The 16,552-nt window shown below is 54.2% G+C and carries 15 protein-coding genes and 1 other annotated feature; of the genes, 3 read left to right on the top strand and 12 right to left on the bottom strand.

The features are described from left to right. Positions 1 to 236: 236 nt before the first annotated feature. Both PRIO_RS06205 and PRIO_RS06200 read left to right on the top strand, forming a co-directional pair. Complete coding sequence (locus PRIO_RS06205) at positions 237 to 644, top strand: hypothetical protein (protein ID WP_020429410.1); 408 nt, start codon at positions 237 to 239, stop codon at positions 642 to 644. A gap of 2 nt (positions 645 to 646) precedes the next feature. Continuing rightward, positions 647 to 1,948, top strand: coding sequence for an ammonium transporter (locus PRIO_RS06200; RefSeq protein WP_020429411.1), 1,302 nt, complete (start codon positions 647 to 649; stop codon positions 1,946 to 1,948). A 219-nt stretch (positions 1,949 to 2,167) separates the two neighbouring features. Here PRIO_RS06200 and groL read toward each other — a convergent pair whose 3' ends face one another. The 7 genes from groL to PRIO_RS06165 form a co-directional block, all read right to left on the bottom strand. Next, entirely contained in the window at positions 2,168 to 3,796 is a 1,629-nt protein-coding gene (gene groL / locus PRIO_RS06195; protein WP_039835288.1) for a chaperonin GroEL, read from the bottom strand. Between the two features lie 67 nt (positions 3,797 to 3,863). After that, positions 3,864 to 4,145: a co-chaperone GroES gene (gene groES, locus PRIO_RS06190; RefSeq protein WP_020429415.1), complete on the bottom strand. Its 282-nt coding sequence runs from the start codon at positions 4,143 to 4,145 to the stop codon at positions 3,864 to 3,866. A gap of 339 nt (positions 4,146 to 4,484) precedes the next feature. Then, positions 4,485 to 5,258 carry a twin-arginine translocase subunit TatC gene (gene tatC / locus PRIO_RS06185; protein WP_020429417.1) on the bottom strand — a complete coding sequence of 258 codons (774 nt, stop codon included), beginning with the start codon at positions 5,256 to 5,258 and terminating at the stop codon, positions 4,485 to 4,487. Between the two features lie 108 nt (positions 5,259 to 5,366). Then, the gene (locus PRIO_RS06180) at positions 5,367 to 5,609 is read right to left on the bottom strand and encodes a twin-arginine translocase TatA/TatE family subunit (RefSeq protein WP_020429418.1); all 243 of its coding nucleotides are present in this window, start codon (positions 5,607 to 5,609) and stop codon (positions 5,367 to 5,369) included. A 131-nt stretch (positions 5,610 to 5,740) separates the two neighbouring features. Further along, positions 5,741 to 6,226 carry a MogA/MoaB family molybdenum cofactor biosynthesis protein gene (locus PRIO_RS06175; protein ID WP_020429419.1) on the bottom strand — a complete coding sequence of 162 codons (486 nt, stop codon included), beginning with the start codon at positions 6,224 to 6,226 and terminating at the stop codon, positions 5,741 to 5,743. Positions 6,227 to 6,279: 53 nt separating this feature from the next. Next, positions 6,280 to 6,786, bottom strand: a complete 507-nt coding sequence (moaC, locus tag PRIO_RS06170) for a cyclic pyranopterin monophosphate synthase MoaC (protein WP_046501465.1) — start codon at positions 6,784 to 6,786, stop codon at positions 6,280 to 6,282. Continuing rightward, the gene (locus PRIO_RS06165) at positions 6,777 to 7,424 is read right to left on the bottom strand and encodes a 5-formyltetrahydrofolate cyclo-ligase (protein ID WP_020429423.1); all 648 of its coding nucleotides are present in this window, start codon (positions 7,422 to 7,424) and stop codon (positions 6,777 to 6,779) included. Before PRIO_RS06165 ends, moaC begins: the two co-directional genes overlap by 10 nt. Positions 7,425 to 7,739: 315 nt before the next feature. On the opposite strand from PRIO_RS06165, the gene abc-f reads away from it, so the two are divergent. Then, entirely contained in the window at positions 7,740 to 9,695 is a 1,956-nt protein-coding gene (abc-f, locus tag PRIO_RS06160; RefSeq protein ID WP_046501458.1) for a ribosomal protection-like ABC-F family protein, read from the top strand. A 785-nt stretch (positions 9,696 to 10,480) separates the two neighbouring features. Here abc-f and PRIO_RS06155 read toward each other — a convergent pair. The 5 genes from PRIO_RS06155 to tsaE form a co-directional block, all read right to left on the bottom strand. Further along, positions 10,481 to 12,037, bottom strand: a complete 1,557-nt coding sequence (locus tag PRIO_RS06155) for a 2-isopropylmalate synthase (RefSeq protein WP_020429425.1) — start codon at positions 12,035 to 12,037, stop codon at positions 10,481 to 10,483. A gap of 318 nt (positions 12,038 to 12,355) precedes the next feature. Next, positions 12,356 to 12,647, bottom strand: a binding site (T-box leader). A gap of 459 nt (positions 12,648 to 13,106) precedes the next feature. Next, positions 13,107 to 14,156, bottom strand: coding sequence for a tRNA (adenosine(37)-N6)-threonylcarbamoyltransferase complex transferase subunit TsaD (gene tsaD / locus PRIO_RS06140; protein ID WP_020429429.1), 1,050 nt, complete (start codon positions 14,154 to 14,156; stop codon positions 13,107 to 13,109). Beyond that, positions 14,153 to 14,677: a ribosomal protein S18-alanine N-acetyltransferase gene (gene rimI / locus PRIO_RS06135; RefSeq protein WP_020429430.1), complete on the bottom strand. Its 525-nt coding sequence runs from the start codon at positions 14,675 to 14,677 to the stop codon at positions 14,153 to 14,155. The genes tsaD and rimI overlap by 4 nt, the downstream gene beginning before the upstream one ends. Then, entirely contained in the window at positions 14,677 to 15,516 is an 840-nt protein-coding gene (gene tsaB / locus PRIO_RS06130; RefSeq protein WP_020429432.1) for a tRNA (adenosine(37)-N6)-threonylcarbamoyltransferase complex dimerization subunit type 1 TsaB, read from the bottom strand. Before tsaB ends, rimI begins: the two co-directional genes overlap by 1 nt. Continuing rightward, positions 15,513 to 16,004 (bottom strand): tRNA (adenosine(37)-N6)-threonylcarbamoyltransferase complex ATPase subunit type 1 TsaE, encoded by a 492-nt coding sequence (tsaE, locus tag PRIO_RS06125; protein WP_020429433.1) that lies wholly within the window; start codon positions 16,002 to 16,004, stop codon positions 15,513 to 15,515. The genes tsaB and tsaE overlap by 4 nt, the downstream gene beginning before the upstream one ends. Between the last annotated feature and the right edge of the window lie 548 nt (positions 16,005 to 16,552).

The following is a 16,552-nucleotide window of genomic DNA, read 5'->3' as shown; positions in this document are numbered from 1 at the left end:
GAAAAGTCTCCTTGTAACATAATATACACTTTTCCATCTAAAAGAAAATCCATCCGGGAGATTCAGATCTTAATCTCATCCACCCTTTATCGTTCCGGGCAGGGACAGCCTACAGCTTCTGAAAATCTGAACAACGCCAAAACGCCCGTCGCGCCGCTTGGACGTAAAAACCTATTGACTTGTATTTACATTGTCCATATAATCAGTCTATGACTTTTCATGTAAGGAGATCTGACATGATTATTGTGGATGAAGTATACCATAATGTTGTTTATCGTCTGTCTACAGAGGAGATAAGACACCTCATCGAGCGCCTCAAGGCCAGAAAAGAGGAAGAAATCGAGGGGATTAAGGATAAAATCAACAAATATGAACAAAAAAGGCGGGCAGAAGAGGCCATGTACCAATCCCTCTCCCCCATCCGTAAATGGTTTGCAGGGCATCCGGCGAGCCATCACACAGCCGTAGAATATATAGTTCATGTAAAAGACCGGTTCAAACAAATAGACAGCATTAAAAGAAGCATACAGGAATTGGATCAGGTCCTGCTGCTGCTCGGCACTCATCCCGTAACGGAAGAGATCCCGCTGTCACCTGAAATCATAAGAGAGATTAAATTCATTAAGGGCATGGAGGCATTATAGAAATGAATGTGACGCTGGAGTCCCTTGGCGGTGGAGTAGATACGATTTGGGTTGTATTGAGCGCCGCTATGATTTTGCTGATGGAGGGCGGTTTCGCTCTGCTGGAGGCCGGTTTTGTAAGATATAAAAACAGTGTGAACATTATCATGAAAGTATTCGCCGATATCACTATAGGAACGCTGATTTTTTATATTTTCGGATTTGGGCTGATGTACGGAAAAGATGCCGGCGGGTTGGTAGGCACCAGCGGATTTATGCTTGGCGGTGATCTCTCCAATCTTCATTTCACCATCTCGGTGGATACCTTCTGGCTGTTCCAGGCGGCTTTTACCATTGCTGTTATCTCCATCGTATCAGGGGCGGTTGCTGAACGGATCAACTTCCGCGCTTATCTGCTGTACGTCATATTCATGACCGGCCTGATCTATCCCCTGGGTGGCCACTGGGCCTGGGGCGGCGGCTGGCTTAGCCAATTGGGCCTGCAGGACTTCGCAGGTTCAGCCGTTATTCATGCCCTTGGAGGATTCTCGGCACTGGCGGCAGCAATTGTCATCGGCCCAAGAAAAGGTAAATTCAATCAGGCCGGGAACAGCACCGTTGCCCTTCCGAGCAATCTGCCGCTGGCTTCAGTGGGCGCCTTCCTGCTCTGGTTCGGCTGGTTCGGCTTTAATGCAGGCAGCACCTTAAGTGCTACCGATGCCCGGATCGGACACATTGCGATTACGACCATGCTCTCAGCGGCAGCAGGCGGCGGGATCACACTGATCTACACCTTATTCCGTTACAAGCGTTCAGACGCACCCTCCGTAATTAACGGTTCTCTTGCCGGTCTGGTTGGTATTACTGCCGGCTGCGCCTTTGTCAGTGACGGCGCGGCCATCCTGATTGGCGCCGTCTCCGGTCTGCTCATGATGGCGGCTACCAACTGGCTGGAAGCCCGCCGCATCGATGATCCAGTGGGAGCCTTTCCGGTACATGCCGTATCTGGCGCCTGGGGAACCGTAGCCGTAGGCTTGTTCGCTACCGACGGCGGACTGCTCTATGGTGGAGGCTGGCACCAACTCGGGGTGCAAATCCTTGGGCTTGTCACATTGGCAGCCTGGGGTTTTGCAACTACCTGGTGCGGGCTGAAGCTGATTGGGAAGCTGGTTCAGGTACGGTCCAGCGAGGAAGAGGAAGAAATCGGCCTCGATATCAGCTATCACGGCATGATTGCCGCGCACCGTTCAGCCGAATTTATTGAGCTTGAAGATCACTACCTGGCGGAAGACGACATGGTCTCCGGCAGTAACTCAAGAAGATAAAGGACACCGTTCATCTAAACCAGGCTTCCTTTGCAAGGAGAACACAAACAACGCCCTTTCGCATCCCAATAGGAATGTGAAAGGGCGTTGTTTGTGTTCAAGGCCTCTCCCCATGCTCTAGGGGAGTTTTACCAGTAGTGAACAAGAGGCCTCACAAAAGTTCGGAGAACTGATGTGAGGCCTCTTGTTCACTTGGATGTATACGGGCTTATCGCCTTATTACATCATGCCGCCCATGCCACCCATGCCGCCCATATCAGGCATACTTGGTTTTTCAGGCTCAGGCTTGTCAGCGATAACCGCTTCGGTAGTCAGGAACATCGCAGCTACGGAAGCTGCGTTCTGCAGCGCGGAGCGTGTTACCTTGGCAGGGTCAACGATTCCGGCTTCAAACATGTTCACCCATTCACCGGTAGCAGCGTTGTAGCCGATGCCGATGGATTCTTTTTTCAGACGGTCCACGATAACGGAACCTTCTTGTCCTGCATTAGCTGCGATCGTGCGGATTGGCTCTTCCAGAGCGCGCAGCACGATGTTCACACCTGTCTTCTCATCGCCAGTTACGTCTACAGCCGCAACAGCGTTGTATACATTCACAAGAGCTGTACCCCCACCGGATACGATACCTTCTTCAACCGCAGCGCGGGTTGCGTTCAGGGCGTCTTCGATGCGCAGTTTACGCTCTTTCAGTTCAGTTTCAGTTGCAGCGCCGACTTTGACAACGGCTACGCCGCCAGCAAGCTTAGCCAGGCGTTCCTGCAGTTTTTCTTTGTCGAACTCGGAAGTGGTTTCTTCCAATTGGGCACGGATTTGGCTTACGCGTGCATTGATGTCCGCTTTGTCGCCGCTGCCGTCTACGATGGTTGTATTTTCTTTGGTTACGCGCACTTGACGGGCGTTACCCAGTTGTTCCACAGAAGTGCTCTTCAGATCAAGACCGAGCTTCTCAGTAATGACTTGGCCTCCGGTCAGAGCAGCGATATCCTGCAGCATAGCTTCACGGCGGTCGCCGAAGCCAGGAGCTTTCACCGCTACAGCGTTGAAGGTTCCGCGCAGTTTGTTCACGATCAGCATCGCTTGAGCTTCGCCTTCGATATCTTCAGCGATGATTACGAGCGGACGCGCCTGTTGAACGATCTTCTCCAGCAGTGGCAGGATTTCCTGGGTGCTGCTGATTTTCTTATCGGTGATCAGGATGTACGGGTTCTCCAGAACAGCTTCCATTTTGTCCGTGTCCGTGATCATGTACGGGGAAATGTAGCCGCGGTCGAACTGCATACCTTCTACCACTTCAAGCTCAGTCAGGAAGCCGCGGGATTCTTCAACGGTGATAACGCCGTCTTTGCCCACTTTTTCCATAGCTTCCGCAATCAGCTTGCCCACTTCGTCGTCAGCAGCGGAGATAGCCGCTACCTGAGCGATCGCCTGGGAATCTTCGATTGGCTTAGCGATGTTTTGCAGTTCAGTTACAGCTGCTTTAACCGCTTTGTCGATCCCTTTGCGGATAACCATCGGGTTCGCGCCTGCAGTTACGTTCTTCAGACCTTCGCGGATCATCGCTTGAGCCAGAACAGTTGCAGTTGTAGTTCCGTCACCGGCTACATCGTTGGTTTTGGTAGCTACTTCTTTCACGAGCTGTGCGCCCATGTTCTCAAAAGCATCTTCCAGTTCAATTTCTTTGGCGATGGTTACACCGTCGTTAGTGATCAGCGGGCTGCCGAATTTCTTCTCCAGCACCACGTTGCGGCCTTTTGGTCCGAGTGTAACTTTTACGGCATTTGCCAAAGCATCAACCCCACGCAGCATTGCGCGGCGGGCATCTTCACTGAATTTAATTTCTTTTGCCATTGTGTAATTAACCTCCTAAATTTTGGTGTAAGTATAATTCGGTTATCACTTATGAAAGGCTTACTGATTAGTCGAGAATCGCGTGAATGTCGCTTTCTTTCATAATCAGATATTCTTTGCCTTCGTATTTAATTTCAGTTCCGGCATATTTCGAGAACAGCACACGGTCGCCTTCTTTAACTTCAAGCGGAACACGCACTCCGTCTTTCAGGGCACCGCTGCCTACAGCGATAATTCTGCCTTCCTGCGGCTTCTCTTTGGAAGAGTCCGGCAGCACAATCCCGAAAGAAGTGGTTTGCTCTTGCTCGCTTGGTTCTACCAACACGCGTTCACCTAGTGGTTTGATCATGAAAAAATAGCCTCCTTTGAAATATGTTGTTTTGCTTGAAAACATAGATGGGATACCGGTGAAGACTAAAGCTTCGGCGGCAGCTCTGAAAAACAGGACCTCCGGACCGTCATATACCGGCGATGGCCTCTTTCTCAGCACTGTTAGCACTCAACGCTGTGTAGTGCTAACAACAATTTTTATGATACTCAACTTGAAGGCGGATTTCAAGTCCTTTTACGTAAAATCGTATTTGTTTTTGGGAAAAATATGGTTTGTGGGCTTGTCTGCCCCGCACTCTCTTACATTCTGTCCACCGGAGGGCAGAATATGCCCTTCCGGTTCACGTTTTCCGGTTCCCTACCGGGACTCCTCTTTCCTGACGTAACGGGCCTCCAGCTCACGGTCCATGGCAAGCTGCTTGCGGTAGACGAAAGACGACAGAAATACACTGAATTCGTAGAGAATCAGAAGTGGAATGGTGACGAGAAAGTCCGAGATGAAATCCGGCGGCGTGATGACCACGGCGATAAAGACAAGCGCGAAATAAGCGTATCGGCGCATCTTACGCAGGCGCAGCGGATTAAGAATTCTCAGCTTGGTCAGAAACATAACGACAAGCGGAAGCTCAAACAGCAGCGCCAGCGGGATGACCAGACTGAACATGAAGCTGAAGTACTGCGCAATGCCATAAGTCTCTTCCAGCCCCATGCTGCGGGTTATTGTAATCGTGAACGACAGGGCCATGGGGAATACAATATAATAGGCAAACGCGATGCCGAGTATAAAAAGGACAAACACATAAGGCACATAACGCAGTGCGGCGCTCCGCTCCACCGGCCGGAGTCCGGGACTGATGAATGCCCACAGCTGATAGACAATAAACGGGACCGATACGGCCAGCGAAACAGCCATGGCGATCTTCACATACATCCCGATGCCGTCCCAGAAGGAGAAGGCATGCAGCACGAAGCCCTGGGCCATATCTGCGTGAATCAGGTAGAGATAGATTGGTTTGGCAACGAATAAGCCGGCAACGAGGCCGGCAACGAATACAACCAGCACATAGATAATCCGTCTGCGCAGTTCGGTAAGATGATCCACCACTGACATTTCTTCCGCTTCCAGAGACATGACTGACACCACCCGATGACTTATGTATGAAGAGCCGTATTTCAAAAAAGGGGCGCCGCCCAGCCTGAAACAGCACTGAGAGAAACGCCCCCGCGTGAAAAGATGATTTTATTCCGGCAGACGTCTGTCCTGCGGAAGATCTGCTGTCATAGTCTGCGGGGCTGCCGCTGCCGGAGCTTCGCTTTTCTTAGCGGGTTCCGGGTCATTGATGATTTCCCGCGCCCCGTCCTTAAATTCACGGAAGGTACGCCCGACGGCCCGGCCCAGTTCAGGAAGCTTATTGGGACCAAAGAGCAGCAGCGCCAGGATGACTAACAAAATAATTCCGGGAGCACCAATACCACTTAGCATAGTTTATTCCTCCTTGTCACTCTGTCCGTCCATGATATCGTTAACAATAAATTAATAATACCATAACTTATGTCACACATCCATCAGAGATCCATGACGATTCCTGGTGACCTTACTGGGCATAGAAGAAATTATTGCCGGTATTGGCCGGTTACCATGAGCAATGCTTCCGGCAGTTGATCCATAATTGCTGCCAGATTCTCATGCACTCCCTTGGGTGTGCCGGGCAGGTTCACAATCAGCGTTCTTCCGCGAATGCCGCAGATGCCCCGGAACAGCATCACTGCACGGTTCTTCTGCATTACCGTACTCCGCATGGCCTCGGAGAGCCCGGGCACCTCCCGTTCAATGACACGACGGGTCGCCTCAGGCGTAACATCACGAATCGCCAGATCGGTGCCGCCCGTAGTCAGCACCAGATCCGCCTGGAAATAATCCGTCAGTTCAATCAGTGCGGCAATAATCTCATCCTGTTCATCCGGCACGATCCGATATTCAACGATCTCGCCGCCTAGCTCCTCTTCCACCAGTTCCCGAATAACCTGGGCGCTCGTGTCTTCCCGTTCGCCTCTGGCCCCTTTATCGCTGGCCGTCAGGATTGCTGTTTTCCACGCCATAGGTTGTCCCTCCTTCTCGCTATGCTATGTATAGGCGGCCGTCTTCACGGCCTTTACTCAGCGCTTCCACCCGCATCTTGGTGTCCTGATTCCTCCAGCGCGTAATCCCCCGTTTTGCCTCCGCTCTTCTGTACGAGCAGCGTGGGCCCGATAATCATATCCTTCTGCAGTGCCTTGCACATGTCGTATACCGTCAGCGCGGCTGCCGATACGGCGGTCAGCGCCTCCATCTCCACCCCGGTTTTGCCGGTTGTTTTGACGGTTGCTTCTATATATAGCCGGTCTTCGCTGTTATCCCAAAAACGGATATCAATGCCGGTAAGCGGCAGCGGATGGCACATGGGAATCCAGTCCGCGGTTTTTTTGGCCGCCATGATTCCGGCAACCTGGGCAACAGCAAGCACATCGCCTTTGCCGATCCGGCCCGCCTTGATCGCTGCGAGCGTTCCGGGAGCCATCTCTACGCTGCTGCGCGCGGCGGCTGTCCGCTTGGTGATCTCCTTGTCGCTCACATCCACCATGCGCGCCCTGCCCTGCTCATTAAAATGGGTTAATTCCATGGTATGTTCTCCTTCCGGCAGTGAAAGATGCCCTCTTCCGTAATCAGCATGTCCATATAGGCATCATGCCCATCCATCGGGACTTCAGGCACCAGTTGTTGGCTGAAAGCCAGCCCGATCCAGACCGGAGGCTTCAGAGCAAATCCGGACTCCTGCTTCAAGGACGCCTGCATCCGGTCATAGTAGCCCTTACCGTAGCCAAGACGCCCGCCCTGCCGGTCAAAAGCGAGCCCCGGAACAAAAACCACATCCGGAACCGGGGGCACCTCCCGCTCCTGCCCGTTCCCTTCAGGGAGTAAGGGCTCCAGGATGCCATAAGCTCCAGGTGCAAGCTCCTCCCAGGAGCCAACCGTATGAAGGCTCATGGTTCCCGCTTCCGCAATAACACGGGGGAGCAGCACCTCCCGGCCAAGCGCCCAGGCCCCGGCAATCAGCGGGCGGCAATCCAGCTCTGAACGGAAAGGCACATAGGCGAGCAGTGAAGCAGCCTTCTCCTTCCGGAGCCAGTCCAGTGCATGGCTGCAGACCCGGGCGGACATGGATGCCCGTTCATCTGCAGCAAGCCCCTCACGGACAGCTGCTCTCTCTGCGCGCAGTTCCCGCTTAAGCGCTGCCAGCAGCGCACGGTTGCCTGTCATGGACAGCAGCCTCCTTCTCCGTTATATCCTAGCTTATCATAGTTTGTAAACTCAGTTTACCACTCTTCTCACATGTTCGCCAAGGTTGAACAAAACACGCTGTTACAGGAACCTTTGCAAGTCTTGTCCACGACCCGGCTGGTGCAGCAGTCTCCGGGGAAGGATTCTTTCGTCCAGACGCATCGCAGCAAGGTAATGCAGGCTGCTCCCCTCGCGCGGCAAACGCTTTTCATGTAAACTATAGAATAAGGTTTTTGGTACAACCGGGGCGGTAGACGCCGTGGTGAAATATGTAAGGGCGGAGGTTTCATCAGTATGCTTCTTCAAGCAACAGGAATTACCAAGTCATATGGAATACAAAGCGTGCTGGACGGCATCAGCCTGCAGGTGAACGAGAAGGAACGGGTAGGCCTCGTCGGTGTCAATGGAGCCGGGAAGTCGACCTTCCTGCAGATTCTCGCCGGCGAGATGTCCTTTGACAGCGGGCAAATTCATAAATCCAAGGAAACCACCATTGGTTACCTGGCCCAGAACAGCGGACTGCAGTCCGATAAGACCATTCAAGAGGAAATGCTGGCCGTATTCAGCCCGCTGATCGAAGCGGAAGCAGAGCTGCGGCAGCTCGAAGCAGACATCGCCGACCCTGGGCTGGCGGATGACCCGAAGCGTTATGAAGATCTGCTGGAGCGCTACGCCAGACGTTCGGATTGGTTCAAGGATCATGGCGGCTATGAGATGAATACGCGGATCCGCAGCGTTCTGCACGGCATGGGCTTCGGCGAATTTCCGCCGGAGACGCCGATTGCCACGCTGAGCGGCGGCCAGAAAACCCGTCTGGCTCTGGCCCGCATTCTGCTGCAGGCTCCGGATCTGCTGATGCTGGATGAGCCGACCAACCATCTGGACATTGAAACGCTGACCTGGCTGGAGGATTATCTGCGCAGCTATGCCGGCGGCATTCTGGTCGTCTCCCATGACCGCTACTTCCTTGACCGTCTGGTGACTACAATCGTCGAAATCGAACGCCATCAGTCCCGGAAGTACACGGGCAACTACAGCCGTTATGTGGATCAGAAGGCCGCAGAATATGAGATCCGCCTGAAGCAGTACGAGAAGCAGCAGGAAGAGATTTCGCGGATGGAGGATTTCGTGCAGCGCAATATCGTGCGTGCCTCCACCACCAAACGGGCCCAGAGCCGGCGCAAGGCGCTGGACAAGATGGAACGTATCGACAAGCCGCTGGGTGATTTGAAAAAAGCCAGCTTCTCCTTCGAGCCGGACTTCATGTCCGGCAAAGAGGTGCTGCAGGTGCGGGATGTCGCGGTAGCCTTCAGCGAAAAAGCGGAGCCGCTCTTCCGGAACGCCTCCTTTGAGCTGCGGCGGGGTGAGACGGCAGCCCTGATTGGCCCGAACGGAATCGGCAAGTCCACGCTGCTGCAGTGCCTGACCGGTACGCGGGAGCCTTCCACCGGCACCGTGAACTGGGGAACCAAAGTGAAAATCGCCTACTACGATCAGGAACAGACCCGGCTTAATCCGCGCAATACAGTGCTGGAGGAGCTGTGGAGTGAATATCCGATGCTGGAAGAGGCGCGAATCCGGACGATTCTCGGCAATTTCCTGTTCAGCGGCGAGGATGTCCTGAAGAAGGTTGCTGCGCTCAGCGGCGGTGAGAAAGCCCGGGTTTCGCTGTCGAAGCTCATGCTGCGCGGCGCCAACATGCTCATTCTCGATGAGCCGACCAACCATCTGGATCTGATGAGCCGCGAGGTGCTGGAATCGGCGCTGATTGATTTTGAAGGCACCCTGCTCTTCATTTCCCATGACCGTTATTTCCTGAACAAAATGGCCGAACGTGTACTGGAGCTTCATCCAGGCGGAATTGATCAATATCTGGGCAATTATGATGATTATATCGAAAAAAAGCGGGAGCTTGAGGCGATTGCCCTGGAGGAAGCGGAGCTAGCCTCTGTCAAGGCCTCCAAGAATGCCGAAGCTGAAGTGCCGGCGGCAGAAAAAGGTGCGGCCCTCTCCTATGAAGCCGAAAAGCAGGCCAAACGCGAGGAACGCAACCGCCAGCGGCGGATCTCCGAACTCGAGGAGAATATCGCAGTGCTGGAGGAAGACATCGCCCGGATTGAGAATGAAATGACCAGGCCCGAGGTTTTTCAGGATTATGTCGCACTTCAAGAACATGAAAGTGAGCTAAAGCTCAAAAAAGAACAGCTTGGAAATTTATTTAGCGAATGGGAAAACCTTGCTGACGAATAATGTAAATCCGTTAAATAATTATTTTTTAAGAATTTCCGGTTTGTTCATAAATAGTTATCCACAGCCCCATCCACAGTTTTCGTGTATAACTCACAGCTTAAAAAGGCCCATAGGGCCTTTTTTTACGCGTAAAATCGCCTTTTTCCTTGTCAAGGACTTTTTATCCACCGAATTATCCACATTATCCACAATTATCACAGGAAAACGGCTCTTAGTAAACAGCCCTTTTCGGGTTTTGAAAAAATGCCGTTATTGCTGATTTTACACGGTTTTTACACAATTCGGGCAGAATATGTGGATAACGTTGTCCACAGCTTGACAAAAGGCGCTTCTGCTTTTTTATCGGGTAAATAACAACACGGGACTTACGGCCGCAGGGATTCCCCACCGCTCCCAAATTGTAGGCCGTATGATTATGGTGTGGGTCCTTCTGCGGATACGATGAGCTCCCTTCACGATCGATCCGCAGCCGTTGCGGACTGGAAAGCCGTTATTGAAAGAAGATTCCAGGCTCAATCGAACGATTTAACGACTCCTGAGTCCATAACTACTGAAAAAGTAAGATTTTTGGCAAAATAGGGTCCCCTCTGTCCACTTCAGTCCGCTGATGGGCTGATGGAGCCCCCCTGCATTGCTTATATCCTCTGAGGCTTCCAGGATCTCCGCATTTCTTGAAATTGAATAATTTTCTATACAATAAAAAATGGCCTGTTCCCCCACATAATATGTGGAGAAAACAGGCCATCGGATGTTCCTGAGCGCCTTGCAAATTTACACTTCGCGCACTATACAGCCGATGACGGCTGAGAAGCTGAAGCAGCGGAGAGCAGGGCCGAGTTGCAGGCCGCGATATAAGCAATGCCCGCTGCCATTACAATATCCTGATGGATAGCCGTCCCCCTGAATTTATTTCCTTCCCACTCCACCATTACCGCCGCCTCGGCCTGGGCGTTCTCACCGCTGCCCAGCGAATGCAGCTCCAGCCCCGTAAAAGCAATCTCCTCGGCAATCCCTTGCCCGATCGCCGCTATGATCGCTTCCAGCGGCCCGTTGCCGGTGCTGGTGTGCGAAGTTTCCTCGCCGCTTTTTAAGTGGCGGACCGTAACAGCGGCCACCCGGCGCTGTGCGCTGCCGGCCAGTACCTGGACCTCGCCCAGCTCATAGACCTTGGCTTCCTGACCGGTAGTGGTGCTGACCATCCGCAGCAGTTCATCGTCGCTGACTGCCTTCTGGCGGTCAGCCGTCTCCTTGAAGGATTCATACAATGCATCCAGCTCCCCGGGGCTGAGCGCAATGCCATACTTCGCCGCCCGGTCCTTCAGGGCATGGCGGCCGGAATGCTTGCCCAGAATAATCATGCTGCGCGGAATGCCCAGCCGCTCGGGGTCCATAATTTCATAGGTGCTGCGGTCCTTCAGCAGCCCGTCCTGGTGAATTCCCGATTCATGCTGGAAGGCATTTCTGCCGACGACCGGTTTGTTGTAGGCAATCGGAAAATGCATGGCCCCGCTGATGATCCGCGAAGTGTCGTACAGCTTATCCAGCACTATGCCGGTTTCCGCGCCAAGCGCATCCCCCCGTGTCTCCAGCGCCATGACCAGCTCTTCCAGCGCACAGTTTCCGGTGCGCTCCCCCACGCCGTTGACTGTCACCTCAATCTGGGTAGCCCCTCCTTCAATCGCAGCCAGACTGTTGGCCACGGCAAGCCCCAGGTCGTTGTGGCAGTGAGCGCTATAGCTCACGGTATCGCCGCCTCTGGCCCCCTGCCGGACCCGGCGGAACATCTCGCCATATTCCTGCGGCAGCGCATAGCCCACCGTGTCGGGCAGATTGATAATCGTCGCGCCTTCCTCAATGACGGCCTCCACCATTTCGATCAGGTCATCGATGCCCGTCCGTGCGGCATCCATGGCGGTGAACTCCACCACCTCGCAGAATTGGCGCGCATACGCCGTCATCTCCCGGGCGGCGGCTACAACCTCGGCCCGGCTCATGCGCAGCTGATGGCGCAGGTGAATGTCCGAGGAGGAAATGAACAGATGAAGCCGCCGCCGCTCCGCATCCCGGGTCGCCCGCACCGCAGCATCAATATCCCCTCTGACTGCACGGGCAAAGCCGCAGATTTCCACGCCCTGCACCTTCCGGGAGATCGTCTCCACGGCAGCAAAATCCCCGGGGCTCGATACCGGGAACCCCGGCTCCAGCACATCCACGCCCAGTTCGGCCAGCTTATAAGCCAGAATGATCTTTTGTTCCGGAGTAAGACTGGCCCCGGGAGCCTGCTCGCCGTCACGCAGCGTCGTATCGAAAATCTGAATTCGTTTCTTTACCGGAATAATCATGGAAAACCCTCCTGAAAGTTTTGTGGCATTGCTTCTCAGACCCAGCTCCGGGCAAAAACCGCTCCTTCAAGCATAAGCCGCATTATGGTGTACTTAAGCTGCAATCCTCCTATGTCCCTGGCCTTCGTTTCCGCTTTGCACAAGAACCGCACGTCGACTTGCGGCTCTGCTGATTCCCACCCACTGCTGCCGGCAGCAAGCGGAGAGCAGGCTGTCTGCCTAGCTTGGCAGACGGCCTTCACTCTCCAACGCTTTTCCAGAATGAGGCCGCCTTATCCGGCCATCACCTGAACAACGCAAAAACCCGCCATCTCTAAATAAAGAGACGGCGGGTTCCCCCTCCGCGGTACCACTCTTTTTGACGCACAGCCTTCTATGCCAGCAAAGCTTCAAGCTGCGTCCTGCTCTTCCCCACGGAACGCTTGCCGGGCGCTAATGCCCGGCAGCACTCCATGAAGGTCCGGTAACGGGGACATCCGTAGCGGCATACATCCTGCTGTTCCGCCGCTCCGCTCCCGGGCGAGATTCAATGCCTCCGGTGACTGCGTCGCACCACCCCGCAGCTCTCTGCTCACCTTCATCATCTACTGCTCCCGTTCATCGCGTGTTCTCTATCATATCCGTTAATTTCTTCAATGGCCCTGTCAATTCACGCAAAAAAGCCTGCCGTCTCATTCAAGAGACGACAGGCTGTTCACCTTCGCGGTACCACTCTTGTTGATATCCCGGTTCAGCCAGCGCTTTAGCCGTTCTAAGATATCCACTCTACAGCCTTGCAAGGAAACGGGAAGCAACCGCTTGTTCCGTCACTATGCAGGACTACCCTCTTACGGAGGTCAACCGTAACGGTGTACGAAAGGTCGGGGGCAATTTCGCCCCGGTTGGCGTTCCTTGAAGGAACCTCCTGCTTCCACCGTTCCGCTCCCGGACGAGTTCAGGTCTCCTTCGGCTGCGTCGCACCCACCCGCAGTTCTCTTATCCCGGAGATTCCTTACTGCTTCCATTCATCGCGTTTGTTCAAATTATTAATAATGATTGAACTGATTATACCCGCCATCACCAAAAGCTGTCAATAGGTTTCCACTGACCAATTTTCCAGCGAGAACCCCGGATCAGCGACCATATCCAGCGGTGTGCTGCCGTCATGGCGCCATTTCACGTAAGCGGCCGCACCGATCATGGCCGCATTGTCGGTGCAGAATACCGGAGGCGGAATGATCAGCTCAATGCCCTCCGCCTCGCAGCGGGCGGTCAGCGCCTCGCGCAGGCCCTTGTTGGCGGCTACGCCTCCGCTGAGCAGAAGCTGCTTGGCTTGGGTGGCTTTTACAGCACGAACCGCCTTCTCCACCAGCACCTCGACAACCGACTCCTGGAAGCCGCGGGCTATTCCGGCCACATCCGGCGCAAGGCCCTTCATCTTGCTCTGGTTGACCACATTGAGCACGGCCGACTTCAGGCCGCTGAAGCTGAAATCATAGGAATCCGGCTCCAGCCAGACGCGGGGAAGCGCCACCGCTTCCTCCGCCTCGCGGGCCAGCCGGTCCACATGGGGGCCGCCCGGATAAGGGAACCCGAGCGCCCGCGCTACCTTGTCATAGGCTTCGCCCACAGCGTCATCGCGGGTTCGGCCGATAATCCGGAACTTGCCCTCCCGTTCCATGCTGACCAGCTCTGTATGCCCGCCGGATACAACCAGCGTCATGTTGGGATACTGCAGCTCCTTAACCAGCCGGTTGGCATAAATATGACCGGCAATATGATGCGTGCCAATCAGGGGCTTGCCCCAGGCAAGCGCCAGGCTTTTGGCAGCTACAACACCGACCAGCAGCGCTCCGACGAGCCCGGGCCCCTGCGTAACCGCAACGGCCGTCAGCTGTTCAGGCTGAACGCCTGCCGCTTTCAGCGCCCCCTCTATCACCAGTGTAATCACTTCTACATGCTTGCGGGATGCCACTTCAGGCACAACACCGCCGAACGCGCGATGGGTTTCGATCTGGCTGGAGATCATGTTCGAAAGCACCTCACAGCCGTCCTTCACCACCGCTACGGAAGTTTCATCACAGCTGGTTTCGATTGCCAATATTAGTACAGGCTGAACTTCACCCGTTTCGGTCTTCATTTCAGATCCACGCTTCCTTCCATCATGCCTTGCTCCCCGTATTCCGGCAGATCCGCCCACATAATCAGCGCATCCTCGCGATTATCCGAGTAATAGCCTTTGCGGGTGCCTGCCGGACGGAAGCCTTTTTTGCGGTACAAATTCTGGGCGACCTCATTCGAGACCCGGACCTCCAGTGTGATGGACTTCATGCCCAAAAAAGCAGCCGTCTTCATTAGCTCGTCCAGCAGTCTCTCGCCCCATTTGCGTCCCCGGTACGCCTCAAGCAACGCTATATTCGTGACATGGGCTTCATCAACAATGGCCCACATCCCCGCATAGCCAATAATACGCCCGTGCAGCTCCATGACCATATATTTGGCAAAATGATTGTGGGTCAGCTCGTTGCGGAAGGCCTCCTCCGTCCAAGGCATCGTGAAGGCTTCCCGCTCAATAATCAGAATATCAGGAATATCTACAAGCTTCATCAGGCGGAACACCAGCTCCGTGCTCTGATCCCTTACCGGCTCCGATTCCATCATTATTGATTCAGGCCCCCTTCACCGCTCCGGCGCAGATTGGCTTCCGCTTCGGACAGCTGAGTATAATTCGGGATTAGACTATGCAGATCATCGTTTCCCGCTTGCAGGCGCTCTTCCCCTAAATACCCCGCCCAGCGTCCTTCCAGCTCATAGGGCACAACGAGAACATTCCCTGTTTCCCGCAGCAGCCCGGTTGATTCGCCGCTGCCAAGCAGCAGCGTTTCGCCGACGAACCAGATGGCGCGCGGCTTCCTGCCTTCTGCCTCCGCCTGCTTCAGTCTATCCGTCAGGTCCAGCACCCAGTCGGCCATAAGCCGGATAGCATCCGGCTCCAGTCTCCGGGGCGCATGCTCCCCGTCCGCAGCGAACAGTGCGGTGTAGGCCTGCCCCCGGCGCGCATCCAGCAGCGGAATAATCCAGTCCGGGCCAGTCCCGGCCGGTTCCTGTTCCGCCGGTTCCCCCGCGCCGGATGGTTCCACCTGCTGCTTCAGCGCAGCAGCCAAACCGCCCCAGGCCAGCGCCTGCAGGGTGGAGATGCCGGCTACCGGCACCTTCCAGGCCCACGCCAGCGTCTTGGCAGCAGTTACGGCGATGCGCGTTCCGGTATACGAACCCGGTCCCAGCCCAACTGCAATTCCGCCGATCATGGCGGGGGTTGTGCCGGTAGCCTGCAGCGCCTGCTCAATAATCGGCAGCAGGTGCACGGAATGGTTCCGCTCCCCTGAGGCATTCGTTTCATGCAGCAGCCTGCCATTTTCCGTGATCGCTACCCCAAGGATAGCTGTGGATGTATCCAGCGCCAAAAACCGCTTGCGCGGCTCAACATTTAGCTTCATCATCTTTCATTACCCCACTTCTGGTTCAGAGCCCGGCACACCCCGCCGTAAGGCTCCCCGCTTCCGGTCACTGTAATCAGCCGTTCCTCCGGCCCGCATGTTTCTATAGCGATATGGAGAAGCCGCGGCGGCATCAAATCCGCAATAATACGGCTCCACTCTACCAGGCAGACGCCCTGCCCATAGAAATATTCATCCAGCCCCAGCTCGTCCGCTTCCTGGAGCGAGATGCGGTATACATCCATATGATAGAGCGGCAGACGCCCTTCATACTCCTTGATAATCGTAAATGTCGGGCTGCTGACGATCCCTTGTACACCCAAATGACGGGCAAAGCTCTGCGAGAACGCTGTTTTTCCAGCGCCCAGATCTCCGTCCAGCCCGATAACCATGCCCGGTTCTGCTGAGGCGGCCAGTTCAGCCGCCAGCTGCTGTGTATCCTCCAGGCTATATGAACGGTAAGTGAACACCGTTTCAGCGATGTTGTTCAAGCTGCAACTACCACCTTTTTATTTCAATCCACGCCCCTGCACCAGGAGCGGACATATCATCACAATAATTTCAATTATATCGGTATGATACTTCTACCGCAACAACGTCCTTCATTTGCTGCCTTCGGCTGCAAGAACAGGGACAGCATATAAATTCTATATTTGCACAAAACGGCTAGGCCGAACCTTGACTGAATAAGGCAGCCGTTTTGGATTACAGTTTAGAATTGCGCTCGAGATTCCTGTATGTCGCTTCGAAAGGAGTAATATCGCTTACCGATACGAGTCCGATGTGAATCTCTTTCTTCTAATCAGGTCAGAATTCCATTCTATTGCATTCTCTGCAGCAGAATAACCCAAAATCAGTCAAAAAGCTCCATCTATTGCACTCTGTACATTATAATCCCTTGAAAAAGCTGTTTTGGGCTCGATATAAGAAAATCTATTGCATAAAATACAGCAGAATGCGATTCAACGCAGAATAATAAGAATTCTATTGCACGAAGTGCAGTCAAACAAAAAAATCCACTGTGGTTACCCCACATGAA

This window comes from Paenibacillus riograndensis SBR5, from assembly GCF_000981585.1.
GTDB lineage: Bacteria > Bacillota > Bacilli > Paenibacillales > Paenibacillaceae > Paenibacillus_AQ > Paenibacillus_AQ riograndensis.
The sequence above is the reverse complement of the archived record's forward strand: the minus strand, read 5'-3'. Positions and strand labels throughout refer to the sequence as shown.